The following is a 23,562-nucleotide window of genomic DNA, read 5'->3' on the forward strand; positions in this document are numbered from 1 at the left end:
CCTCACTGCTCTGTATTTCTTATACTATAGGGGAGTATTACATTAAGATCAACACATACCCCACTATAGTATAATAAATATATCAGAGCACCGGTAATGACTCCAACTTACTGATAGTGTTTTATGTTCAGATAATGCCCGATGACTTTGTCATGCAGCTCCACCGATTTTGAGAACGACAGTGACTTCCTGCCCAGCCTTGCCAGATGCTGCCTCAGATTCAGGTTATGCCGCTCAATGCGCTGCGTATATCGCTTGCTGATAACGTGCAGTTCTCCCTTCAGGCGTGATTCATAAAGCGGCCAGCCATCCGTCATCCATACCACGACCTCAAAGGCCGACAGCAGGCCCAGAAGACGCTCCAGCGTGACCAACGTGCGTTCACCGAATACGTGCGCCACAACCGTCCTCCGTATCCTGTCATACGCGTAAAACAACCAGCGCTGGCGTGATTTAGCGCCGACGTAACCCCACTGTTCGTCCATTTCCGCGCAAACAATGACGTCACTGCCCGGTTGTATGCGTGAGTTTACCGACTGCGGCCTGAGTTTTTTAAGTGTCGTAAAATCGTGTTGAGGCCAACGCCCATAATGCGTGCACTGGCGCGACATCCGACGCCATTCATGGCCATATCAATAATTTTCTGGTGTGTACCGGGCTGAGAGACGGTGTAAGTGAACTGTAGCTGCCATGTTTTACGGCAGTGAGAGCAGAGATAGCGCTGATGTCCGGCAGTACTTTTACCGTTACGCACCACGCCTTCAGTAGCTGAACAGGAGGGACAGCTGATAGAAACAGAAGCCACTGGAGCACCTCAAAAACACCATCATACACTAAATCAGTAAGTTGGCACCATTACCCGAATTACCAGCGTCTGCTCTTGGCACGGAGCGGACCTATTTACTGAGCCGAAGGTCCGCTCAGACTAACTCATTAAAGCCTGGTTGTTTTATCGCATCATCAGCCGTGTTCTGAAGCATTAGCTATGTATCTTCAGGGATGCTGATTTTCCCTCTGCACCAGATAAACCAGAATACAGTTTGATGTCGGTCAAAAAAGACAGCTTTAAGTGCATGAAATGAATAATGTTTCTTGAATGCTGGCAAAGCACTGGGATCGTAGTGTTGATTATTAGACGATCGGTCAATATTATTTATTGACGACTTAATGACTGAACGGTAAACGCCCGGACAAACGAGGTGAACGTGTTTAAATCTTTATTAATCAACAAAACAGATGGACGCTATAGTGCGCAACTTGCTGAAATCGCTGAAAGTGAACTACCGCAGGGGGATGTGGAGGTCAATGTTGACTATTCATCCATCAACTACAAAGACGCACTGGCCATTACGGGCCGGGGCCCAATCGTCCGACGCTTTCCCATGGTGCCCGGCATTGATTTTACCGGTACAGTGTCCGCCAGTTCACATCCCGAATATCAGGCCGGAGATAAGGTTCTCCTGACCGGCTGGGGTGTTGGGGAAAAACACTGGGGCGGACTATCCGAAAAAGCACGGGTAAATGGAGACTGGCTGACGCCGCTCCCGGCTGGCGCTAACGGCAAACACGTAATGGCAATCGGAACAGCTGGGTTTACCGCGATGCTGTGCGTAGACGCACTTCTGAATCATGGTATTAAGCCTGAAGATGGTCCGGTACTTGTTACCGGTGCCAGCGGCGGCGTCGGGAGCATTGCGGCCATGATCCTTGCATCAATGGGGTACCGCGTTACGGCGTCTACTGGACGCCCGGAAGAGGCTGCCTGGCTCTATAAAACGGTCGGTGTGGACGAGATTATTAACCGTTCCGAGCTCTCCTGTCCCGGAAAACCGTTACAGAAAGAACGCTGGGCTGCCGCCATTGATACAGTCGGTAGCCATACGCTCTGCAATGTATGCGCCGGGGTGCGTTATGGCAGTATTGTTGCAGCCTGCGGCATGGCACAGGGGATGGAACTAATGGGGAATGTGGCTCCGTTTATCCTGCGTGGCGTCACGCTGAAAGGGATTGACAGTGTCATGTTCGCGAAGGAAAAAAGAGCGGCGATCTGGCAGCAGGCGGTACAGTATTTACCGGAGTCCAGACTGGATAGCCTGACCACCGTTTATCCGCTGAGTGATGCCATCAATGTGGCCGAAAAACTTCTGAGTGGCGGAATTCGTGGCCGGGCAGTAATTCAGTGTAGCTAATGAAGTGGAAGCCAGGCTCAGCCTGGGTTTGATAATTATTATCAGGGGCTGCGGCCCCTTTTTTACTTTTCAACAGCCGTGTCCTTAGAGGGCTGATAGCGTACTGACTTTTTGAAATAGCTCCAGAAGTCGTACACAGGCTGGGTTGAGCAATAAAGTTTGGCACGCATTACGGCACCCTCCCAACTGCTCCAGAAAATGGCCGCCAGTTGCGTATTATTCATATCGGAACGGATTTCGCCCGAAGATAACGCGTCGGACAGACAGCACGCCACAAGCGCCTGCCAGCGCTCAAGTATTTCGTGGAGCTGTTTGATAAAGGACAGTGGAAGACCCGGACTCTCCTGCATCATATTGCCAACCAGACAGCCCCGGGTGAAATTGTACTTTTTAATGCCGTCGCAGGCATCGTCGATGAAATTTTCCAGACGCATCATTGGTGTGAAGGATGATTCATACAGATGTTTTTGGAGTTTATGCACAAAGAAACTGTCATAGGCGCTCAGAACAGTCTGGGCATACTCTTCTTTGCTCTTGAAATAGTAATAAAATGAGCCTTTAGGAACACTGGCATTTTTGACAATGGCATCGACTCCCGTTGAAAGAAAACCATTCTGCGTGAGCAGTTCAAGCCCGCTTCGGATCAGGTCATTACGGGTATCTGTATAGGTACTCTCTGTTTTTCGTGGCCTGCCTCGCCCACGAATTTCGCCAGTCATGACTTTGCTCCTGCATTTTATTAACGGAAAAGAATAAGTGATTTTGCGCGGAGGCTTCAATCAGTTTATCCCCGGCGGTGACGAGGTGGCCACCTATGCCGACTGGACAGGGGACTGACTATTGCCATAACGCCATCGCAGGTTGCTTCAGTAAACCTGCTAATCCCGTACAATGGCGAATTCGCTATATCCGCTTCTCGCACTTAGCTGCCATAAATCGGCCAGGCAATCACAGGTCATTTCTGTCTCGCAAAGAAGGTGCCGTTTCTGCTTTGCGTTGACACCCCTAAATATTAGAATTAAAAGGAGAGAGTTACTGGAAAAAGGCAGCGGAGGCAGTGACAATCGTGGCTTGAAGCCACTACTCGATGGATGCGGACATGTAGTTGGCGTCATTCGACAAAACTAGCAAACTTCTAATAGTCACCATTTCTCCCGTCTGGCGGGAGTGCTGTCAAATGCCCCCCTCATCTCTGTGTGGGAAATGAAGGGTGAAGGGGAAATAGATGACAGCGTTATTTCTACGCCCAGAATACTGAATACCTTGTACAGACGATCAATACTGGCGCTAGCAGGGTTTGCTTCCAGGCGGGCATAGGTTTGCTGCGTTACGGCAAGCCTCTCAGACACATCTTTTTGCGTGAAGCCCTTGATTTTGCGAAACCCGATTAGCACAGGTCTGAGCTGGTTCAGCGTTTTTATCGGGAACTGATTATTCATAAGTGACCTGCCTCGCAGACTGAGTAGGGAGTACCGCCCTGTAATACAGCAGGTAAGGTGTATTTTGTGTTATACAGACTATAGGCTGTAAAACCTTTATTGAAAAGATGCTGATGTTCCAGGGGCATGCCGAGCATGGACGATTTTCTGCGGGGCGGTATTTCGCTACGGGGGAGATTGCGTTCGGGCAATGTACCGGTGTAAAAAACGTCAATTTTTCAAAACCGCTGTTATCGGGATAAGCTGAAAACTCCGAAGGCAGACACAGCCACGAATAATGTCAGACTTAAACTCTGTAGCTGTCTTCTTTTGCCTGTAAATAACGTCTAGTTTGACTCTGATGAAGGCTGTACCAGGCAGAGAACATGTCACTCTCGGGGCCGGATGATAAAATGTGTTCAACTGGCTGGGCAGGGTAATAGCGAAGAACGTTCTCTGAAATTCGATTCAGCTCAGCGTAACGTGCGCTGTAGGTATGTATAATCCATTGCATCAATTTTGCATCCGTATTATTCGCAGATTACACACAAGAAGCTTAACAATGGCTGAAAGAGTGAGCAGGGATATGTAACAAAAACAAGGGCTTCAAGATGAACTGGATAAAACCGGAGCAGAGCAAGCCCTGTTCCGGTTTGTCAGGCTTTGGAATTTCTTCCAGGCCCCTGCAGCTAGTCACAACAAACACATTAATGTTTTCATTGCTTCAATTCAATATTATTGTGTGAAAGGGATTCCATCGAAATCGGCTTATGCATGCTTAAAACTAAACTGCCCCGGCTGCAGTCATTTGGTTGCTGTGGGCTCTGTACTGTGTCTAATAGTGAAAGAATCTTACGTTATAACGAAGGAAATTGCTGAATGACTCTACGATTGCAGACGGAATCACCCGCTGACCAGGATATGTTTAGAGGCAGCAGTCATGAAAAAGTTGCAGAGAATGTGGCTCAGATCATCAGGACACCTGATGTCAATATTATTGGTCTGGAAGGTGAGCTGGGTTCAGGTAAGTCAACAATATTGAAGTTCCTGCAGAAAAAGCTTAAAGATGATTTTACGTTCATTAACTTTGATGCAGAACGTTACCATCATGGCTCAACTAAAAAAGCGCTTATCGATGTCATCCACCACGGGGTCAGCCTACAATGTCCGGGCTCCCGGGATGTGTTGGATAAGTATAAAAATCTGGCTCTGGGTAACATCGTTGAATACGACAAGAGGGTCAGCAGCAGGCTAAGCTGGTTGACCGTCGTTTTTATTTTACTGTCATTGCTTTCCGTGCAGATGCTTCGTTATGTGCTAACAGACCTTAATCAATATTTTACTAACAAGGAGTCATTATTAGGGTGGCTTTTTTATGTTGAGGTGGCCGCGTTTCTTTCTCCTGCCATTATGGTCGCAGGACTGGCATGCCTGCAGAACATGGAATGGTACAGAAAGAAAGGGTATTCGAGTATTGGTGATTTGTTCAAACGCAACAGTACTGACAGGATTGAAGAGACTTGGCTAGTTAATAAGGAGGTCGGAGCTATTGAGCTGGCTGAAGCTCTGCAGGGATTTACCTCCAAAGAGGTCATTTCCCATGGAGATCGCTTCATCCTTATCATTGATAATCTGGACCGAATCAGTGCAGACAAAGTGAAAGAGCTCTGGAGTGATATGGAGCTTATTGCCGGAGCCACTCATGAACACTTCAGGATAGTGGTGCCCTATTCGGCAAGACAGGTTTCAGCCTCACTTTCTGTGGCGGGTTTCAGCGGGCGTGAGTTTATTGCAAAGCGGATTCCTGTAAGTTTTCAGGTTCCTCCTCTTATTTCGGCAGGATGGCAGGAAGCGTTAAGGCAGTACTGGAAAGAAACAGTAAATGAGGATGCAGGGATAGCGTGCCGGGAAGCAACGGTGTTGCTTGAGCGCTGGAAACCCTCTGAGTATCCTCGTATCACACCGCGATTAATGAAGAAGTTTGTTAATGATATTCATATTCTGAACCTTACCGTTCCTGCAACAGAAGATCATCGCCATATTCTTATTGCTCTCTACTTACTGGTGGTCAGATACGGGGAGCGAGATATTAAAGTATTACTTCGCGATCCCAAAGCTAGTCAGACCGAACCCGGTATTGCTCCGGATGATTTTGACGAGATGCTCTCGCTAACTTATCAACAAATATCCCGAATTTTTAATAACGATACAGAAAGATGGAGCGAATTTCTGATGAGCATCCACTATCAGTCCACGGTGGAGCTTGCCAGGAGCGAGTTGCTTGATACGCCTCTTAAAGACGCGATTGGTGCTATAAATATCCCACGGCTTGAAGAACTGACGGCCTTGTGGGGTTTCGCTGAAGCATGGCAGCGAGTGGCACCACATATTCAGATGCGAGACTGGCTGGTTTCTTATAGCCGGATGGATGAGAAGTGTCAGGCTCTCGCCGAACCGCAACTCAAAGTCGCAGTGCAAATGCTGAATCAGAGTTATGCTGTTTCACTCAGAGAAAAGAATGATGAAGGTTTCGTATTGAGTCTGCAGAAACTGATGGCTGACGGGCGGATAAGCCTAGAGCCTTTCGTCGAAAGGCAAATATCGTTTATTGTGAGTAAACTTGATGAAATTCAGGATTCAGAAAAATTGGAGGCTGAATCCACGCAGACGTTGCTGCAGGAAGCTGATTCATACTCTGTTCTGGCCGGTGAATCACTACTGAATAAAATGGAGAATTTTGTAGATGGCGTATTTTATGTGGAATACCTTGTCAATAATGAAGAGACCTTGTCAAACCTGAAAATTGGCACACTAGATATCGGAAATCACGGTCGGGAGGAGATGTTACGCTATGGAGCTGAGCAACCTCAGATAGACCTTTTTAATCCGGGAATTATCCGGCATATCAATATTGCATCGAAGGCGGTACAGAACGTAATTGGAAAGAATGATGGTACAGGTGGGGCTCAGGTTAGCTCTGCAATAATGACGCTTAAAAATCGTCAGGTTGTTGAGGACGTTATCCATTTCAGAAAAATTGTTCTGAGCCCGGACTGGAATAATAATGTTTTAAATCAATATTATCTTAATAATACGGCGACGAGGAATCTCTTCCCTGCGGAATTTGCTGCACAGGCTGTTGCTCACATGGTGCTCCATGGTAACTATGCCGGTATCGAGTCGTACAGTGAACATATTGGTGAGGAACGGTTTGACCTGGCTTTGGCTGCATATCTTCGTTATCTACGTACTGCCGAGAGTATCTTTATAGCACTTAAGGATAAAAATGTTCTGCCGTACATCAAAAATGCTGTTGGCAGGATTGTTGATTTAGGTCTTCTGGTGAATATACCTGTCCTGAGCTTTGTTAAAGGTCAGTATGACGTCATCAAAGAAGCTACAAATGCAACCTCTCTTTTAATATTTGTGCGAGAGCGTCAAAAAGCACTGTCAGAGAAAATAATTGAGTCTGATGTGAATGCTATGGGTCCAGTATTTCTCCATGACGTATATCAGTCAGGTGAGCAGTTTGATATTTTGAAGAAAAAGCTGAACGCCCTGGCATGTGGAGTATTTAGTTCTTCTGAAAGGCTTATTGAGTGTTTTACGGTTCTTCCTGTGAACATGCGCTTTATCCTTGAACAAATGCAACTTCAGGGGCAGCATATCCGGATGGAAGGTAGTGTGGGTATCTTTGCATCATGGTTCCGTGATGCAGAGCCAGACGTTGTCACAAATGCCGAGAACATTCATTTCCTGTGGTCTTGCCTCGACGATACCCAGAGAGAGACTGTACTTGATGAGTTGCACGATGTCTTACTTGAAAGACATATTCGTATTGACAGCCGTATTGCGATTATTACCCGTTTTCATAATGAGTTGTCGTTTATTGAACCTGAGAAGGCCGTTGAACGCAGGGCTATTGCGGCGCTGTTTAGCGCTTCTGTTGATAATGTATTATTGTCTCAATGGCTTGACCGTCAGACGTTTTCATTTTCATCATGGTCTCCGGAGGACGCCCGTACGGCAACGAGTTGTATAATGAATAACTCGGAGATTTTTCCTCTCATCTGCAGGAATTCACAGTATATTAAAAACAGAATGTTACCAGAGAAAGCGGACGTTACAGAAGATAGTGATACGTTTCCGGACTGAGTTCGTTCTTTAAATCCTATACCTGAAGACCACAGCGGTGGTCTTTGGGAGTTTTTTTATTGCCTGATATACATTAAGCATGTTATATCTTGCTAAGAAATAATCATTCAGGGATTAATCATAACTACTGAAGTTATGTTGTGTTCTTTTCTTTTAAAAATAAATTATTCAGATTTATTTTCTATTGATTTAATGAGGTAGGGAATGACAGAAAGTGCTTTGCTTTTGCGAGAGGCATTTAATGAATCGGTTAACTATATGACATGGTCTTTTTATTCACTGATAACTGCTTACGTTTCGATGGCTTTTTATGATAGAGTTGAGGTTAAGACCCGAATAAATAATTATCTGAATAAGTTACTTTTCGTGATTGCTATGTCCGTTTTTATCCCAAATATGTACTTTGTTTCAATGGTGTTCAGTCAGAAGTTAGGCACCGCAGCTGGCGTTGCGTCATTCATTATTGGGCTACTTTTCATGATGTTAAACTCGGCGCCTGTAATTACTGGTATCGTACAGCAGCGCAAAGATTGAGTTTTATGAGTATAGTCAGTTGGGTTTTCATCTGTTTTATCAGACTTAGAAAAATGAAATCTTTCAATTCATTGATTTTAAACGCAAAAAAATTTCTAAATGATCAGAATTATAGGGTGCTCGCTCTGCTCCATTACCGAGCACGAAGGCCGCATTATTCAGAGCCGTTCTGAGGAGTCGATCGTCAACGAGATCGAAGCCATTCGCGATACGGTGCCGGGCTTTACCGGGGTCATCTCCGATCTGGGGGGGCCGACTGCCAATATGTATATGTTGCGCTGTAAGTCGCCGCGCGCGGAGCAAACCTGTCGTCGTCTGTCGTGTGTCTATCCGGACATTTGCCAGCACATGGATACCAACCATGAGCCGACCATTAACCTCTATCGTCGTGCTCGCGACCTGAAAGGTATCAAAAAGATCCTGATTGCCTCCGGGGTGCGTTATGACATCGCCGTAGAAGATCCGCGCTACATCAAAGAGCTGGCGACGCACCACGTCGGCGGATATCTGAAGATTGCGCCTGAGCATACCGAAGAAGGCCCGCTGTCTAAGATGATGAAGCCGGGTATGGGCAGCTACGATCGCTTTAAAGAGCTGTTTGATACCTATTCAAAGCAGGCCGGTAAAGAGCAGTACCTGATCCCTTACTTCATCTCGGCCCACCCGGGTACGCGCGATGAGGATATGGTTAACCTGGCGCTGTGGCTGAAGCAGCGTCGCTTCCGTCTGGATCAGGTGCAGAACTTCTATCCATCGCCGCTCGCGAACTCGACCACCATGTATTACACCGGCAAGAATCCGCTGAGTAAGATTGGCTATAAGAGTGAAGACGTGGTGGTGCCGAAAGGGGATAAACAGCGTCGCCTGCATAAAGCGCTGCTGCGCTATCACGATCCGGCAAACTGGCCGCTGATCCGCCAGGCGCTGGAAGAGATGGGTAAAAAGCACCTGATTGGTTCCCGCCGCGACTGCCTGGTGCCTGCGCCAACGCTGGATGAGATGCGCGAGGCGCGCCGTCAGAACCGCAACTTGCGCCCGGCACTGACCAAGCACACGCCGATTGTGCATCAGCGTTCGAACGGCGGGGCAGGGGCGAAGAAAAGTGTGAAGCGTAAAAGCGGGTGAGTGCGGCCTGATGCCCTCACCCCGGCCCTCTCCCACAGGGAGAGGGGGAAAGGGTGCCACTTTGTATGGGGGAGCAGGAAAATCCCTGTGGGTGAGTGCGGCCTGATGCCCTCTCCCACGGGGAGATGGAGAAAAGGGTGCCCCTTTGTATGAGTGAGCGGGAAAATCCCTGTGGGTGAGTGCGGCCTGATGCCCTCACCCCGGCCCTCTCCCACGGGGAGAGGGAGAAAAGGGTGCCACTTTGTATGGGGGAGCGAGAAGATCCCTGTGGGCGAGGGAGAACGCCGAACAGTTCCCTCATCCTGTGGGTGAGTGAGAACACCGAACAGTTCCTTCATCCTGTGGGTGAGGGAGAAGACAGAACAGTCCCCTCTCCCTGTGGGAGAGGGTTAGGGTGAGGGCAACAGCGTGCGCCTGCCTCACCCTAACGCGCAACAGCGCGCCGGAAACTCACCCTCCAAACTGGTCAGGATCCGGCCCTAAGCGCTGACCTTTATCCAGCTTCGCAATTTCCCCCAGCTCATCTTTGTCCAGGCGGAAATCCCAGACATCGAAGTTCTCGGCGATACGCGATGGGGTGACCGATTTCGGAATAACCACCAGCCCGCAGTCGAGATGCCAGCGAATCACGATCTGCGCCGGAGTCTTACCATATTTATCCGCAAGATCGCGGATGATTTTCTGATCGAAAACGCCTTCGCCGCCCTGGGCCAGCGGGCTCCAGGACTCGGTCTGGATCTTATGCGTGGCGTTCCAGGCGTGCAGCTGCCGTTGCTGCATCAAGGGATGTAGCTCAATCTGATTAATAACCGGGGCGACACCCGTTTCGTCAATCAGGCGTTGCAGATGATGCACCTGGAAGTTACATACGCCGATACTCTTCACCAGGCCCGCCTGCTGCAGTTCAATCATCCCCTTCCAGGCATCGACATAATGGTCGATAGCCGGAACGGGCCAGTGCATCAGATACAGGTCGACAAAATCGAGCTGCAGTTTGTCCAGGCTCTCCTGCAATGCGTCATGCGGGCGTTTCTGGTCGTCGTTCCACAGTTTAGTGGTGATGAACAGGTCGTCTCGCGCCACGCCGGCGCTTGCCAGCGCGTTACCGACACCCTCCTCATTTTTGTAGGCGGCGGCGGTATCAATTGAGCGATACCCCACTTCGAGTGCTTTATGAATGGCGGATACGACCTCGTCGTTACCGGCTTTCCATACGCCCAGCCCTAACTGGGGCATTACGTTGCCGTCCTGAAGCTTGATTACGGTTTGGTTTGCCATCTTTCCTCCTCCATTTGCTCATCACCGGGGAGCCCCCCGATGATGTGGTGTGCATTAAGTCTGGACGAAATGTCAAAAAACGAAAGTCGGGAAGACAAAAACGCTTAGCGTGCCGCTTCGTAGATGCGACGGCTCACGTCCAGGGTAATGTCTTTATGTTCACCCAGTTGCGTCATGCCATGCTCTTCTAGTTTTGCCAGCAGCGCCGGGATAGAGCTACCGTCGAGGCCGTAGCCGGAAAGACGTGTAGGCACGCCCATCTGTTCAAAGAAGTTGCGTGTCGCTTCGATAGCCGCGTCGATGCGCGCGTCGTCAGAACCTTCGGTGATGTTCCAGACGCGCTCGGCATACTGCAGCAATTTAGCGCGTTTTGTGTCGCGTTTTTCATTCCACAGGGCAGGTAGAACAACCGCCAGCGTTTGTGCGTGATCCAGACCGTGCATTGCCGTCAGTTCATGGCCCAGCATGTGGGTGGCCCAGTCCTGCGGAACGCCTGCACCGATCAGGCCGTTCAGCGCCTGCGTTGCTGCCCACATCACGTTGGCACGTACGTCATAATTTTCCGGGTCTTTCAGCGCTTTCGGGCCATCTTCAACCAGCGTCAGCAGAATACCTTCCGCGAAGCGATCCTGAATTTTGCCGTTTACCGGATAGGTCACGTACTGCTCAACGGTATGCACGAAGGCATCGACCACGCCGTTTGCGACCTGACGCGGCGGCAGGGTGTAGGTATATACCGGGTCCAGAACGGCAAAGACAGGCTGAACGTGATCGTTCATAAAGGCCTGTTTGTCGCCGGTGGTTTTACGGGAGATCACCGCGCCTTTGTTGGATTCAGAGCCCGTCGCGGGCAGGGTCAGGACCGATCCCATCGGAATGGCGCGGGTGATTTCGCTGCCGCCGGTTTGCAGGATATGCCACGGGTCAACGCCGTCGGCGTAATGCGCCGCTGCGGCGATAAATTTTGTCCCGTCCAGCACCGAACCCCCGCCAACCGCCAGCAGGAAGGTGACGTTATCGTCACGGGCAATCTTGACCGCGTTCATCAGCGTTTCGTAAGACGGGTTTGGCTCGATGCCGCCAAATTCGCGCACGTCCATGCCTTCCAGGGCGCTATAGACCTGGTCCAGCACGCCGGTTTTCTTCACGCTGCCGCCGCCGTAGGTGATCAACACGCGAGCGTCAGCAGGGATCTGATCGCGCAGCCCGGCGATGGAATTTTTACCAAACAGAATGCGGGTAGGTGTATGCAGATTAAAGTTATTCATGTCTCGTTCCCTTATGTGGGTGAAAATCGTGGTGGCGCAGAAGGCGACCTGATGGGGGCCATTGTGGGCGTCACGGGCGATCCGCTCAATGCACATTCCTGCCGTTGTCTTGCCCATTTCTACAGAGGACTGGAGAAAAAGCGTAAAAGTGCGCACACTGTTCAGGTCAAATACTGGGCCAGGAGTCAGCGTTAATGAACCGCGAAGAGACGTGTCAGCTGTTAACGAAGCAAATTAACAGGCTGAAAGTGAAAGAAAATATGCTGAGTCATTTGCTGCCGGATGTGCGCCTTCTCTATGGCACTCAGCCAGGGACGCGCACGCCGGTGATGTATCAGCCAGGCATCGTATTTCTCTTTTCGGGTCATAAAATTGGCTATATCAATGAACGCGTGTTTCGCTATGACACCAATGAATATCTGCTCCTGACGGTGCCTTTACCCTTCGAATGTGAAACCTTCGCGACAGACGCCGTGCCTTTGGCGGGCATTCGCCTGAATGTCGATATTCTGCAATTGCAGGAATTATTGATGGATATCGGCGAGGACGAGCTGTTCCAGCCGGCAATGGCCGCCAGCGGGATTAATTCAGCCCGCCTTTCCGACGAAATTTTGTGCGCGATAGAACGTCTGCTGGATGTGATGGAGCGCCCGCTGGATGCACGCATCCTGGGTAAACAGATTATCCGTGAAATCCTGTATCACGTGCTGCTGGGGCCTGGCGGTGGTGCGTTGCTTGCGCTGGTGAGCCGTCAGACGCATTTCAGTTTGATCAGCCGCGTACTCAAGCGTATCGAAAGCCAGTACACCGAAAATCTCAGCGTTGATGAACTGGCCTCAGAAGCGAATATGAGCGTATCGGCGTTCCACCATAACTTTAAATCCGTAACCAGCACCTCGCCGTTGCAGTATCTGAAAAGCTACCGCCTGCATAAGGCACGTATGCTCATGATCCACGACGGTATGAAGGCCAGTGCCGCCGCCATGCGCGTGGGTTATGAAAGCGCCTCGCAGTTCAGCCGGGAGTTCAAACGCTATTTTGGCGTGACGCCGGGCGAGGATGCGGCGCGAATCAGAATGATGCAGGGTATGTAAAGAGAGGGAAAGGGCGGGCGCGCTCAGCGTCGCCCGGCTTTCTTCAGGCGTTACCGTATTTCTTTTTGATAACGACCACGATGGTGCCAATCAGGCCCGCAACCAACAGGAAAATTGGCAGAATCAACAGGAAGGTCATTACCTGATCTTCGTGACGTTTCACAAAGGGGATCATATTCAGCGCATAGCCCAGCGAGGTGACCACACCGACCCATAACAGGGCGCTCAGCCAGTTAAAGAACTGGAAGCGACGGTTGGAAAGACCGGAGATACCCGCCATTGTAGGTAGCAGGGTGCGCACAAAGGCCAGGAATCGTCCCGCCAGCAGCGCCAGCAGGCCGTGTCGGTCAAACATGCAGGTCGCACGCTGATGATATTTGTGAGGCAGCTGCGCCAGCCAGCCTTTGACCATGCGGGTATTGCCCAGCCAGCGGCCCTGCAAATAGCTTAGCCAGCAGCCCAGGCTGGCCGCACAGGTCAGGATAAACATGGTGGGGGCAAAATCCATCACCCCTTTACCGATCAATGCCCCAGCCAACAGCAACAGGCTGTCACCCGGTAAAAACGAGGCGGGAAGAAGTCCATTTTCCAGAAATAAAGTCGCAAACATCACAAAATAGACGACCCCTACGACATGGGGATCCGCCAGAGCGGCAAAATCGTGTTGCCAAAGTGCCGCAATAATATCTTGAATAACAGCCATGGACTTTCCTGTGGAACAGCAGACGCGGGTAGAGGGCTATTGTACTCCTTTTTGTCACGTCTGGTTTGATCACGGACGCAACTAACCAAGACTTTTCCCTTGCAGTGTTCACAAAAGAGTCCAGGAGTACATTTCTGCCTGCACTTTACACGATGCGCTCAAATCCTGCCGCTAAATCCGCAATCAGATCGTCAACATTTTCTAAACCAATATGCAGTCGGATAAGGGTGCCGGTAAAATCCGCCTCGCTACCCGGACGCAGGGCCGTGATCTGTTCAGGCTGGTTAGGCAGAATTAACGATTCATAGCCTCCCCAGGAGTAGGCCATGCTGAAGAGCGAAAAATGATCCAGATAGGCGGCCAGCGCTGCATCATCAAGACGTTGATTGAGCACAAAAGAGAACAGCCCGCTGCTTCCGGTAAAGTCTCGTTGCCAGAATTCATGACCTTTACTGCCCGGCAGGGCAGGATGATTCACCCGGGCAACCTGCGGATGCTGCGAAAGCCATTGCGCCACCTTCAGGCTGCTTTCATGATGCTGGCGCAGACGGACGCCCAAAGTGCGTATTCCCCGGCTGGTCATGTACGCCGTATCCGCATCTACCATTTGCCCCATCAGGTACGCATTTTCGCGTAGCTGATCCCAGCAGCGGGCGTTTGAAACCGCCGTGCCAATCATGCCATCAGAGTGGCCGATCAGATATTTGGTCGCGGCCTGAATCGAGATATCAATATCAAAATCGAGTGCCTTAAACAGCACGCCAGCAGCCCAGGTATTATCGATCATGATGATTGCATCGGGCGCAACGCTTCGCACGGCGGTAACGATGGCAGGGACGTCGTGGACTTCCATGGTAATGGAGCCCGGGGATTCCAGAAAGACAATGCGCGTGTTGGGCTGAATCAGCTCCGCAATCCCTGCACCAATCAGCGGGTCGAACCAGCCTGTGGTGACGCCCAGTTTACGCAGAATTTTGGTGCAGAAATCCTGGCTGGGCTCGTAGGCCGTGTTGGTCATCAGAATGTGATCGCCCTGCTCGACAAACGCCAGAATCGTATTGGCCACCGCCGCCGCACCGCAGGGGAAGAGGGCACAGCCCGCGCCGCCTTCCAGCTCGCACATGGCCTCCTGCAGAGAAAAGTGGGTCAGCGTGCCGCGACGCCCGTAAAACAGGCCGCCCTTGGCACGGTTACGCGTGGCGAGCTTCTTCTCTTCAACGGTATCAAACACCAGTGAAGAGGCGCGCTGAATAACGCTATTTACCGAACCCTGAGTGTACTTTTTACTGCGTCCTGCCTGGACACACGTGGTATCAAGCTGTTTCTCTTTCATGTTCGCTAAGCCTGTTTTTATACGTCTGGACGTCCAGACTACCATGAAAGTAAAAAAGTGCACTTCCTTGCTGGCTGAATAAGACGAAAATTTTCTAAAATCCCCGACGACAAAATTTTTACTGCGTAAGCGCAAGGAAAATGAAACGATTTTGCGTCATCATGTAAATACTAATGAGAACGACTATCAATTCGATGTGTTTTTGATATTATTATGCGCAGTTTTTGTGACTGACGTCCTGGAGATACAGAGTGGGTAATAATTTGATGCAGACGGATCTCTCCGTTTGGGGCATGTACCATCATGCTGACATCGTCGTGAAGATTGTGATGATCGGCCTGATTCTGGCATCCGTCATCACCTGGGCCATTTTTTTCAGCAAGAGCGTCGAGCTGATTTCCCAAAAGCGTCGATTGAAGCGCGAGCAGCAGCAGCTGGCTGAAGCACGCTCTTTGGATCAGGCTTCTGACATGACGTCATCCTTCCACGCAAAAAGCCTCACGACCCTGTTAGTGAATGAAGCGCAGAACGAACTGGAACTCTCCGCCGGCAGTGAAGATAACGAAGGCATCAAAGAGCGTACCGGGTTCCGTCTGGAGCGTCGTGTGGCAGCCATTGGCCGTCATATGGGCCGGGGTAATGGTTATCTGGCGACGATCGGCGCAATATCCCCGTTCGTGGGCCTGTTCGGTACCGTATGGGGCATCATGAATAGCTTCATCGGCATCGCGCAAACGCAAACAACCAACCTGGCGGTTGTCGCCCCGGGTATTGCCGAAGCCCTGCTGGCAACGGCGATTGGCCTGGTGGCCGCGATTCCTGCGGTGGTTATCTATAACATTTTTGCGCGGATGATTGGCAGCTACAAAGCCACGCTGGGTGATGTTGCCGCACAGGTTCTGCTGCTGCAAAGCCGTGACCTGGACCTGAACGCCAGCTCGGCGAAACCGGTGCACTCTGCGTCCAAACTGCGTGTAGGTTGATTCTATGGCAATGCGTCTTAACGAAAATCTGGACGATAACGGCGAAATGCATGAAATCAACGTGACGCCGTTTATCGACGTCATGCTGGTTCTGCTGATTATCTTTATGGTTGCAGCGCCGCTGGCGACGGTGGACGTGAAGGTGAATTTGCCTGCTTCTTCCAGCCAGCCGCAGCCCCGCCCGGAAAAACCGATCTATCTGTCGGTGAAGGCGGACAAATCCATGTTCCTGGGCAACGACCCGGTGACGGATGCATCAGTCATTCCGGCGCTGGATCAACTGACCGGCGGTAAGAAAGACACGACGGTCTTCTTCCGTGCAGATAAAACCGTTGATTACGAAACCATGATGCGGGTTATGGATACGCTCCATCAGGCGGGCTATCTGAAAATTGGTCTCGTTGGCGAAGAAAAAACGACAGCCAAATAAACGCATAACGGCAACCTCAGGGTTGCCGTTTTTAATAGGTTCAGCGTCCTCTCCCTGAGGAGAGGACGGCACACTACACCTTATCCCAGATGTTCACCACCACACACGCCATGCACTTCTGCCGTGACGTAGCTTGACTCCTGGCTTGCCAGATACACATAAACCGGTGCCAGCTCTGCGGGCTGACCGGCACGCTTCATCGGGGTTTGCTGACCAAACTGAGGAATTTTTTCCTGAGGCTGACCGCCGGAAATCTGCAGCGCGGTCCAGATGGGCCCCGGAGCAACCACGTTGACGCGGATACCTTGCTCGGCAACCTGTTTTGCCAGACCACGGCTATAGTTCAGAATAGCGGCTTTGGTCGACGCATAATCCAGCAGATGCGGGCTGGGCTGGTAAGCCTGGATTGACGAGGTCGTCACAATACTGGCACCGGCAGGGAGCAGCGGAATCGCCTCCTGAGTGATCCAGAACAGGGCCAGCACGTTTACGGCATAGGTCTGCTTGAATTGCTCCGTCGTCAGATCGGCAATCTTTTCAACAGCGGTCTGCTTCCCGGCTACCAACGCCAGAACATCCAGACCTCCCAGTGCCTCATGGGCTTTATGCACCAGCGAGCGGGCAAAGGTTTCATCGCTTAAATCGCCGGGAAGCAAGACGGCTTTTCGACCGGCTTCTTCTATCAGCTGCTTCACCTGCTGAGCATCTTCTTCTTCAGCAGGAAGGTAGTTAATCGCCACGTCCGCGCCTTCACGGGCATACGCAATGGCCGCTGCACGTCCGATACCGGAGTCACCGCCTGTCACCAACGCCTTGCGATTCGCGAGTCTGCCGCTGCCTTTGTAGCTCTCTTCGCCACAGTCTGGCACGGGGGTCATCTTCGCTTGCACCCCAGGAGCGGGCTGCTTCTGCTTAGGGTATTCGCCCGTATAATATTGGGTGGTGGGGTCCTGGATTGTCGTCTGGTTATTAGCCATTAAGATCTCCTTACTTGACTTGCGATATCAAATATTAAGTCTAGATGGCCTCACTCGTCTTAAGGCAAATTCAGGAATAACCCTAAAGCGGAGAAAGAGATAAAACAAAGAAAGGGATTACGACGCGGTGGGGGTAGCGGTCTGCTGGGGGGCGACGGACTCCTCGTTCAGGGCAACAGCGGTAACGTTTGCCGTGCGGTATTCACCGTCTGCCAGCTTGCGCGTTAAACGCAGCGTTGCCGTTTCACGGGCCAGCAAATGCTGATAGTGGCTTTCAAGCCGCCCCATGATCTTCTCTTTGAGTTCGGGTTTCAGCGCGATTACCGCGTTTATCATGGCACCATAAATTTCTTCTTTCACCTGCAGAGAATATATCTCGCGGCGATTCTGCCATTTTAAACGGACCAGCGCGGCCGGGATCGATACCAAATCTTGCGCAATACGCGCCATCTCATCATTTTTATAAGTGACCAGCGCGTCGAGATTTTGCTTTAAGATAAACTCATCGCTTTTTTGGTTATCTAAAGTCAAATAAACGTTATTGTCTTCGACATCTTTCACGTTAATCGTCCTCTAGTTTATAAAAGAGTGGGTTATTGGTTTCCAGGGTAATAAGATTAAGCCAAATTTTATTGCCCGCTTCGTTTATTTCTTCGGTTTTTTCAGCCATTATTTGACTTAATGCCTGGGCATCTATTTCACCTTCTGCCTGCAGATCGTTTAAAAGCGTGGCAAAGGCTTCAATTTTTACAACCCGAAATAAGCGGTCCTTAATATGCCTGTCGTGCTCTTCCAGCAGCATATTTCGGGACTTACCGCTACGGGTAACACCTATTAATATGTCGGCTTCGAAATCGTCGAGCGTTCTTTTTCCCTGAGTGAAATTAGCGTGGCTTTCTGCGCTCCCGGGTTTTGGATCCACAGAGGCAATGTGGTACCTGGCCGGGACGAGATTCTCGGGCAGCATTTTTATATCCTTTAACTTCAACACGGTAGGAATAGATAAGGCGTGAGATTCGTTGACAATAACATGTGGCAAATTTAAAATCAAAAAAAATGGAGCCAACCCATGAACAGCATTTTTTATTCTGTCATTACCTTACTATTACTCACAGCAGGCGTTCTTTTATTGATGCGAGAGTTCAATAAAACGAAAGGGACGCTGCATGACGCCTCTCAGCCTGAGCCTGTTCTTATGACCAAAGAAGAGGGTGAGGACCATTTTTCGGTGTTGATGAATGCCATCACGCCGGTATGGTATTGGCGCGTGAATCACGAATATATCGATTTTCTGCATGCGACAATTAAGCGCATGAAGATGACAGAAATAAACGACACGCCGGGCCTTTTCGATGCTCAGCGCCGCTGTAGCGACCTGAACTCTGCCGTCTATAAATATTATGACAATATCAAAAAGCGGTGTCTTAACGGCGAAAAGGTCTCTCATTCTGATTTGGATGTGCTGAACCTGCGCCAGTGTTTTCGCGAATTCAGTCTGGATGCCTATCCTGAGCTTGTGGTGATTGTCTGGCCTGAGTACGCCCGCCCGGTTGTCGACCCGTCTGAAGTCTGAAGATTTACCCTCTTTACCGACCGCAATCTGATGTCACCCCTCTCAGGAGAGGGGTGTGCTTCTTACTTATCTGATGATGCCTGCCACAAATTCAGTTCTCCGTCCGCGACGTGTCGATCGATTCGCTTCAGTTCGTCTTCGGTAAAACGCAGATTATTTAGCGCCTGGACGTTCTCTTCTAGTTGCTCCGCACGGCTCGCGCCGATCAGCACCGAAGTGACCCGGTCATCTTTCAGCAGCCAGCTTAATGCCATCTGCGCCATTGTTTGACCGCGCGCTTGCGCCATGTCGTTCAGCAGACGAAGACTGTTGATATTCGCCTCCGTCAGCATCTTCTCGGTCAGGCCGCGTGCTTTCTTACCCTCACGCTGCATGCGTGAATCCTCGGGGATCCCGTTGAGGTATTTTCCGGTTAACAGCCCCTGCGCCAGCGGCGTAAAGGCAATGCAGCCTGTGCCGTTCGCGGAGAGCGTGTCAAGCAAGCCGCTCTTATCCACCCAACGGTTAAGCAGGTTGTATGAAGGCTGATGGATAAGTAACGGGATTTTCCATTCACGCAGCAGGTCGGTCATCTGCCGGGTACGTTCAGGGGAGTAGGATGAAATCCCAACGTATAACGCTTTACCGCTTTGCACGGCGTGCGCCAGCGCTGAGGCGGTCTCTTCCATCGGGGTATTTTCGTCCACGCGGTGGGAATAGAAGATATCCACGTAGTCAACGCCCATGCGTTTCAGGCTTTGATCGAGGCTGGCGAGCAGATATTTGCGCGAACCGCCGGAGCCGTACGGGCCCGGCCACATATCGTAGCCCGCTTTGGTCGAGATGATTAATTCGTCACGGTATGCCGCAAAATCCTCGCGTAACAGGCGACCGAAATTCTCTTCCGCGCTGCCCGCAGGCGGGCCATAGTTATTGGCGAGATCGAAATGGGTGATCCCCAGATCGAACGCTTTGCGCAGGAGCGCGCGTTGATTTTCGAGCGGTTGCACGTGGCCAAAACTGTGCCACAAACCAAGGGAGAGCGCGGGCAGGCGTAGCCCACTTTTGCCGCAGTAGCGGTACTGCATATTCTCATAGCGGCCAGGGTAAGCGTTCCAGGACATTCTTTCTCCTTTCTTAGGTGATGAATTTTCGAAACAGCGTTTTCATTCTATCCTTATACAATCATATTTCCGGGAGATATGCGATGACGCGTCTGACGGCAAAAGATTTTCCGCAAGAGTTGCTGGATTACTACGACTATTACGCCCACGGTAAAATCAGTAAACGCGAGTTTCTTAACCTCGCAGCGCGCTATGCGGTGGGGGGAATGACCGCGCTGGCGTTGTTTGATCTGCTCAAGCCCAACTATGCCCTCGCAGAACAGGTAAAATTTACCGATCCCGATATCCTGCCTGAATACATTCACTACCCCTCGCCCAACGGGCATGGTGACGTCCGCGGTTATCTGGTGAAACCGGCAAAGGCGACGGGCAAGGTGCCTGCGGTGGTGGTTGTGCATGAAAATCGAGGGCTTAACCCCTACATCGAAGATGTGGCGCGGCGAGTGGCGAAAGCGGGGTATATCGCGTTAGCGCCGGATGGCTTAAGTTCTGTGGGGGGATATCCCGGCAACGATGAAGAGGGCAAAGTGCTGCAGCAAAAAGTCGATCCGACAGCGTTGATGAACGACTTCTTTGCCGCAGTCGAATTTATGCAGCGCCATCCTGACGCCACCGGGAAAGTCGGTATCACCGGTTTTTGCTACGGCGGAGGCGTCTCGAATGCGGCGGCGGTCGCTTATCCTGAGCTGGATTGTGCCGTGCCGTTTTACGGCCGTCAGCCCGCTGCCGCTGATGTGGTGAACATTAAAGCCCCTTTGCTCCTGCATTATGCCGAACGGGATAAAAATATTAATGAGGGCTGGCCTACCTATGAAGCAGCGCTTAAATTGAATAATAAGGTCTACGAAGCTTACGTCTATCCAGGGGTAAACCACGGATTTCACAACGATTCTACCCCAAGATATGATAAACCTGCCGCTGAGCTGGCCTGGCAGCGTACGTTAAGCTGGTTTGAAAAGTACCTGACATAACGCCGGATCGCGTGTTAACGATAATCATAAAAGGTTATATCTTCTCGTTTTTCTGCCGATAACCGAGGGTAAGTCTCGCCTCTGGGCGATATCTCCCTCACGGCAAGGAAAACTCTATGCAGATGCTTCGCAATTTCACGATCCGGTTTGTCATGCTGGCAATACTGGGACTCTTTTGTTTAATGTGGGCTGGGGTGGGATTGTACAGCACCTGGTCACTCTCCCGGGTCTCTGAAGGTAACGAGGTCGATCGCCAGCTGGTGAAACAGATGACGGTCCTGAGTCAGGGAAATGACCAATATTTTCGTTTTGTCACCCGTCTGAGTCGCGCCATGGAAGCCAAAGCGGCGGGCGGCACGCCCGATTTCGCTCCGGCACAGCAAGCCCTGGACAACATGGCAAAGAAGCTGGGTGAGATGAAAGCCATTTCGCCGGGTCCGATGGACGAGCAGGTCTCGGCACAGGTCATCTCAAGCTGGCAGGCTCTGCTCGATCAGGGGATCACGCCGCAAATGCAGCAGGCGCAGCAAGGCCAGCTCGACGGCTACCGTCAGCAGGCTAACACGGTGACGCCGCCGCTCAGCCGTGCGTTTGGCGCCGCAGCGGATGCTTTCAACATGACTGCCGATAAGACGCTCGACAGAACCCGCGTGCTGGTGGATGGCCTGACCAGCATGACCCGCACGGTGATCATTGCCGCCACGCTCATTGGTTTAATGATCCTCATCTTCACCGACCGTTATCTGGTGGCGATGCTGGTGAAACCTCTGGATCGCATGCGCGAACATTTCCGCCAGATTGCGCAGGGCGATTTGAGCCAGCCAATTATCCCCTTTGGACGCAACTGCGTGGGTCAACTGGTGCCGTTGCTCATCGCTATGCAGGACAGCCTGCGTGAAGCGGTCAGCACTATTCGTTCCGGTAGCGAAAACATCTGGCGCGGCGCGACGGAAATCTCCAGCGGCAACAATGACCTCTCCTCCCGTACGGAAGAGCAGGCCGCGGCGCTGGAAGAGACCGCTGCCAGCATGGAGCAATTAACCGCCACGGTAAGGCTGAATGCCGAAAGCGCACGTCAGGCGAGCCAGCTGGCCGACGTTGCCTCGACGACCGCCAGCCGGGGGGGATCGCTGGTAGATGACGTTGTCGCAACGATGACGGGTATTTCCGACAGCTCTAAGAAAATTGCGGAGATCACCAACGTCATCAACAGTATTGCCTTCCAGACCAATATTCTGGCGCTCAACGCCGCCGTCGAAGCCGCCCGCGCGGGTGAGCAAGGGCGCGGGTTTGCCGTGGTGGCCGGTGAAGTGCGTAATCTGGCAAGCCGCAGCGCCAACGCGGCGAAAGAGATTGAAGGGCTGATTGCGGACTCGGTTTCCCGCGTGGAACAAGGGGCGCAGCTGGTGAATGATACCGGCAACACCATGGAAGCCATTCTGCGTGACGTGACGGAAGTGACCACCATCATGAAGCAGATCGCCTCGGCATCGGAAGAACAAAGCAAAGGGATTTCACAGGTGGGCATTGCGATTACCCAGATGGATGGGGTGACCCAGCAAAACGCCTCGCTGGTTGAACAAGTTTCCGCTGCCGCTTCGGCACTGGAACGGCAAACCGAAGAGCTGCAACGTTCGGTGCAAAAATTCCGCCTCTCTGCGTAATCCCTTCAAAGGCCGCCTCATGCGGCCTGTTTTTTCGGCGGTCTATCGCTTTGAGGGCTGAGCGTCCGAAATCAGCTGCGTCACCTGCGACAGATCGCCAATTTTCACCTCGCTTGAGCGCTGAAACTTACTTTTATCAATCAGCAAAAGCGACTGACTGGCCCGGCTGAGCAACTGCGCCTTAAAGCGGGCATGGTAGTCCGTCGGATCCCACATGTTGCCCGCCTCATCAACGCCCTCGCAGGAGAAGATAAACAGATCGATCTCCAGCCCTTTCAGCAAGGACATCAGCGCAGGATTGACGTAACAGCGATATTTCCGCTCAAGCGTGCCGCCAGAGCAGATAAGCGTAATGTTTTCGCGTTTCGCCATCTCGTGACAGATAGGCAAGCTGTTGGTGAAGACGGTTAAGGGGATATCGGGGAGCTGGCGCGCCAGGTGAAAGCAGGTCGAGCTGGCGTCCAGCGCCAGCGTCATCCCTTCACTCACCCAGTCCAGCGCGTGGCGGGCAATATCCGCTTTATCGGCATAATGGCTTTTCAGCCGCGCGCCAAAGGGCTCGCCGCCGTCGCGGCTGTCGGGATGGATCACTCTCGCCCGACCATGGTGGCGGACAATTTTGCCCTGGTGTTGCAGGACGTTCAGATCGCGTCGGATCGTCTCTTTACTGACGGCAAGTTTTCCGGCGAGCGCGTCGGTTGTCAGCCAGTCGCAGTCACTGAGCAACTGGATAATCTGCGCCTGGCGTTGCGTCTTCATGCATC

The 23,562-nt window shown here is 51.4% G+C and carries 22 protein-coding genes and 1 pseudogene; 11 read left to right on the plus strand and 12 right to left on the minus strand.

Going from position 1 to position 23,562, the window contains the following annotated elements:
- Window positions 1-107: 107 nt before the first annotated feature.
- Window positions 108-805 (minus strand): IS1 family transposase gene (locus LZP96_RS13215; protein ID WP_223195083.1). Its coding sequence is split into 2 segments (ribosomal slippage): window positions 108-556 and window positions 556-805, totalling 699 coding nucleotides; the frame shifts between segments, so codons are not numbered across the junction.
- 400 nt (window positions 806-1,205) lie between these two features.
- Here LZP96_RS13215 and acuI point away from each other — a divergent pair.
- Window positions 1,206-2,189: an acrylyl-CoA reductase (NADPH) gene (gene acuI, locus LZP96_RS13220; protein ID WP_023280857.1), complete on the plus strand. Its 984-nt coding sequence runs from the start codon at window positions 1,206-1,208 to the stop codon at window positions 2,187-2,189.
- Window positions 2,190-2,251: 62 nt separating this feature from the next.
- Here acuI and acuR read toward each other — a convergent pair whose 3' ends face one another.
- Window positions 2,252-2,908 carry an acrylate utilization transcriptional regulator AcuR gene (acuR, locus tag LZP96_RS13225; protein WP_023280966.1) on the minus strand — a complete coding sequence of 219 codons (657 nt, stop codon included), beginning with the start codon at window positions 2,906-2,908 and terminating at the stop codon, window positions 2,252-2,254.
- A 423-nt stretch (window positions 2,909-3,331) separates the two neighbouring features.
- Window positions 3,332-3,628, minus strand: a complete 297-nt coding sequence (locus LZP96_RS13230) for a helix-turn-helix transcriptional regulator (protein ID WP_023314851.1) — start codon at window positions 3,626-3,628, stop codon at window positions 3,332-3,334.
- 858 nt (window positions 3,629-4,486) lie between these two features.
- Between LZP96_RS13230 and LZP96_RS13235 the strand changes: the two genes are divergently transcribed.
- From LZP96_RS13235 to LZP96_RS13245, 3 genes and pseudogenes are all read left to right on the plus strand, one after another.
- Entirely contained in the window at window positions 4,487-7,762 is a 3,276-nt protein-coding gene (locus LZP96_RS13235) for a P-loop NTPase fold protein (protein ID WP_023314849.1), read from the plus strand.
- Window positions 7,763-7,966: 204 nt separating this feature from the next.
- A complete protein-coding gene (locus LZP96_RS13240; RefSeq protein WP_000140246.1) occupies window positions 7,967-8,296 on the plus strand; it encodes a hypothetical protein in 330 nt (109 codons plus the stop codon).
- Window positions 8,297-8,410: 114 nt separating this feature from the next.
- A pseudogene (locus LZP96_RS13245) lies at window positions 8,411-9,421 on the plus strand (DUF3362 domain-containing protein); the annotation flags it as partial.
- A gap of 450 nt (window positions 9,422-9,871) precedes the next feature.
- Here LZP96_RS13245 and dkgA read toward each other — a convergent pair.
- Both dkgA and yqhD read right to left on the minus strand, forming a co-directional pair.
- Window positions 9,872-10,699, minus strand: a complete 828-nt coding sequence (gene dkgA, locus LZP96_RS13250) for a 2,5-didehydrogluconate reductase DkgA (RefSeq protein WP_064327419.1) — start codon at window positions 10,697-10,699, stop codon at window positions 9,872-9,874.
- 104 nt (window positions 10,700-10,803) lie between these two features.
- Entirely contained in the window at window positions 10,804-11,967 is a 1,164-nt protein-coding gene (gene yqhD / locus LZP96_RS13255; protein WP_064327418.1) for an alcohol dehydrogenase, read from the minus strand.
- Between yqhD and LZP96_RS13260 the strand changes: the two genes are divergently transcribed.
- Both LZP96_RS13260 and LZP96_RS13265 read left to right on the plus strand, forming a co-directional pair.
- Complete coding sequence (locus tag LZP96_RS13260) at window positions 11,947-12,162, plus strand: hypothetical protein (RefSeq protein ID WP_064327417.1); 216 nt, start codon at window positions 11,947-11,949, stop codon at window positions 12,160-12,162. The genes yqhD and LZP96_RS13260 overlap by 21 nt on opposite strands.
- The gene (locus tag LZP96_RS13265) at window positions 12,162-13,061 is read left to right on the plus strand and encodes an AraC family transcriptional regulator (protein ID WP_064327416.1); all 900 of its coding nucleotides are present in this window, start codon (window positions 12,162-12,164) and stop codon (window positions 13,059-13,061) included. The genes LZP96_RS13260 and LZP96_RS13265 overlap by 1 nt, the downstream gene beginning before the upstream one ends.
- 43 nt (window positions 13,062-13,104) lie before the next feature.
- Here the strand turns inward: LZP96_RS13265 and yghB are convergent, their stop codons facing one another.
- Window positions 13,105-13,764, minus strand: a complete 660-nt coding sequence (gene yghB, locus LZP96_RS13270) for a DedA family general envelope maintenance protein YghB (RefSeq protein ID WP_064327415.1) — start codon at window positions 13,762-13,764, stop codon at window positions 13,105-13,107.
- A gap of 145 nt (window positions 13,765-13,909) precedes the next feature.
- Window positions 13,910-15,097, minus strand: a complete 1,188-nt coding sequence (metC, locus tag LZP96_RS13275; RefSeq protein WP_064327414.1) for a cystathionine beta-lyase — start codon at window positions 15,095-15,097, stop codon at window positions 13,910-13,912.
- 251 nt (window positions 15,098-15,348) lie between these two features.
- On the opposite strand from metC, the gene exbB reads away from it, so the two are divergent.
- A complete protein-coding gene (gene exbB, locus LZP96_RS13280; protein WP_064327413.1) occupies window positions 15,349-16,080 on the plus strand; it encodes a tol-pal system-associated acyl-CoA thioesterase in 732 nt (243 codons plus the stop codon).
- A gap of 4 nt (window positions 16,081-16,084) precedes the next feature.
- Entirely contained in the window at window positions 16,085-16,510 is a 426-nt protein-coding gene (exbD, locus tag LZP96_RS13285) for a TonB system transport protein ExbD (RefSeq protein WP_064327412.1), read from the plus strand.
- Between the two features lie 80 nt (window positions 16,511-16,590).
- Here exbD and LZP96_RS13290 read toward each other — a convergent pair whose 3' ends face one another.
- From LZP96_RS13290 to LZP96_RS13300, 3 genes are all read right to left on the minus strand, one after another.
- Window positions 16,591-17,487, minus strand: a complete 897-nt coding sequence (locus tag LZP96_RS13290; RefSeq protein WP_064327411.1) for an SDR family oxidoreductase — start codon at window positions 17,485-17,487, stop codon at window positions 16,591-16,593.
- A gap of 117 nt (window positions 17,488-17,604) precedes the next feature.
- Window positions 17,605-18,048 carry a hypothetical protein gene (locus tag LZP96_RS13295; protein WP_064327410.1) on the minus strand — a complete coding sequence of 148 codons (444 nt, stop codon included), beginning with the start codon at window positions 18,046-18,048 and terminating at the stop codon, window positions 17,605-17,607.
- Window position 18,049: 1 nt separating this feature from the next.
- Window positions 18,050-18,454: a hypothetical protein gene (locus LZP96_RS13300; RefSeq protein ID WP_064327409.1), complete on the minus strand. Its 405-nt coding sequence runs from the start codon at window positions 18,452-18,454 to the stop codon at window positions 18,050-18,052.
- A gap of 102 nt (window positions 18,455-18,556) precedes the next feature.
- Between LZP96_RS13300 and LZP96_RS13305 the strand changes: the two genes are divergently transcribed.
- The gene (locus LZP96_RS13305) at window positions 18,557-19,060 is read left to right on the plus strand and encodes an ESA_00282 family adhesion-associated protein (RefSeq protein ID WP_064327408.1); all 504 of its coding nucleotides are present in this window, start codon (window positions 18,557-18,559) and stop codon (window positions 19,058-19,060) included.
- A 62-nt stretch (window positions 19,061-19,122) separates the two neighbouring features.
- On the opposite strand, the gene LZP96_RS13310 is transcribed toward LZP96_RS13305, so the two are convergent.
- On the minus strand, window positions 19,123-20,163 hold the full coding sequence (locus LZP96_RS13310) for an aldo/keto reductase (protein ID WP_064327407.1): 1,041 nt from the start codon (window positions 20,161-20,163) through the stop codon (window positions 19,123-19,125).
- A gap of 83 nt (window positions 20,164-20,246) precedes the next feature.
- Here LZP96_RS13310 and yghX point away from each other — a divergent pair, with 83 nt between their 5' ends.
- Together yghX and LZP96_RS13320 are read left to right on the plus strand one after the other, a co-directional pair.
- Window positions 20,247-21,134 carry a YghX family hydrolase gene (yghX, locus tag LZP96_RS13315; RefSeq protein ID WP_064327406.1) on the plus strand — a complete coding sequence of 296 codons (888 nt, stop codon included), beginning with the start codon at window positions 20,247-20,249 and terminating at the stop codon, window positions 21,132-21,134.
- 116 nt (window positions 21,135-21,250) lie between these two features.
- Window positions 21,251-22,798: a methyl-accepting chemotaxis protein gene (locus LZP96_RS13320; RefSeq protein ID WP_064327405.1), complete on the plus strand. Its 1,548-nt coding sequence runs from the start codon at window positions 21,251-21,253 to the stop codon at window positions 22,796-22,798.
- 42 nt (window positions 22,799-22,840) lie between these two features.
- Here LZP96_RS13320 and fucR read toward each other — a convergent pair whose 3' ends face one another.
- Window positions 22,841-23,557 carry an L-fucose operon activator gene (gene fucR / locus LZP96_RS13325; RefSeq protein ID WP_064327404.1) on the minus strand — a complete coding sequence of 239 codons (717 nt, stop codon included), beginning with the start codon at window positions 23,555-23,557 and terminating at the stop codon, window positions 22,841-22,843.
- Between the last annotated feature and the right edge of the window lie 5 nt (window positions 23,558-23,562).

The sequence above is a fragment of the Huaxiibacter chinensis genome, from assembly GCF_022171985.1.
GTDB classification, from domain to species: Bacteria; Pseudomonadota; Gammaproteobacteria; order Enterobacterales; family Enterobacteriaceae; genus Enterobacter; species Enterobacter chinensis_A.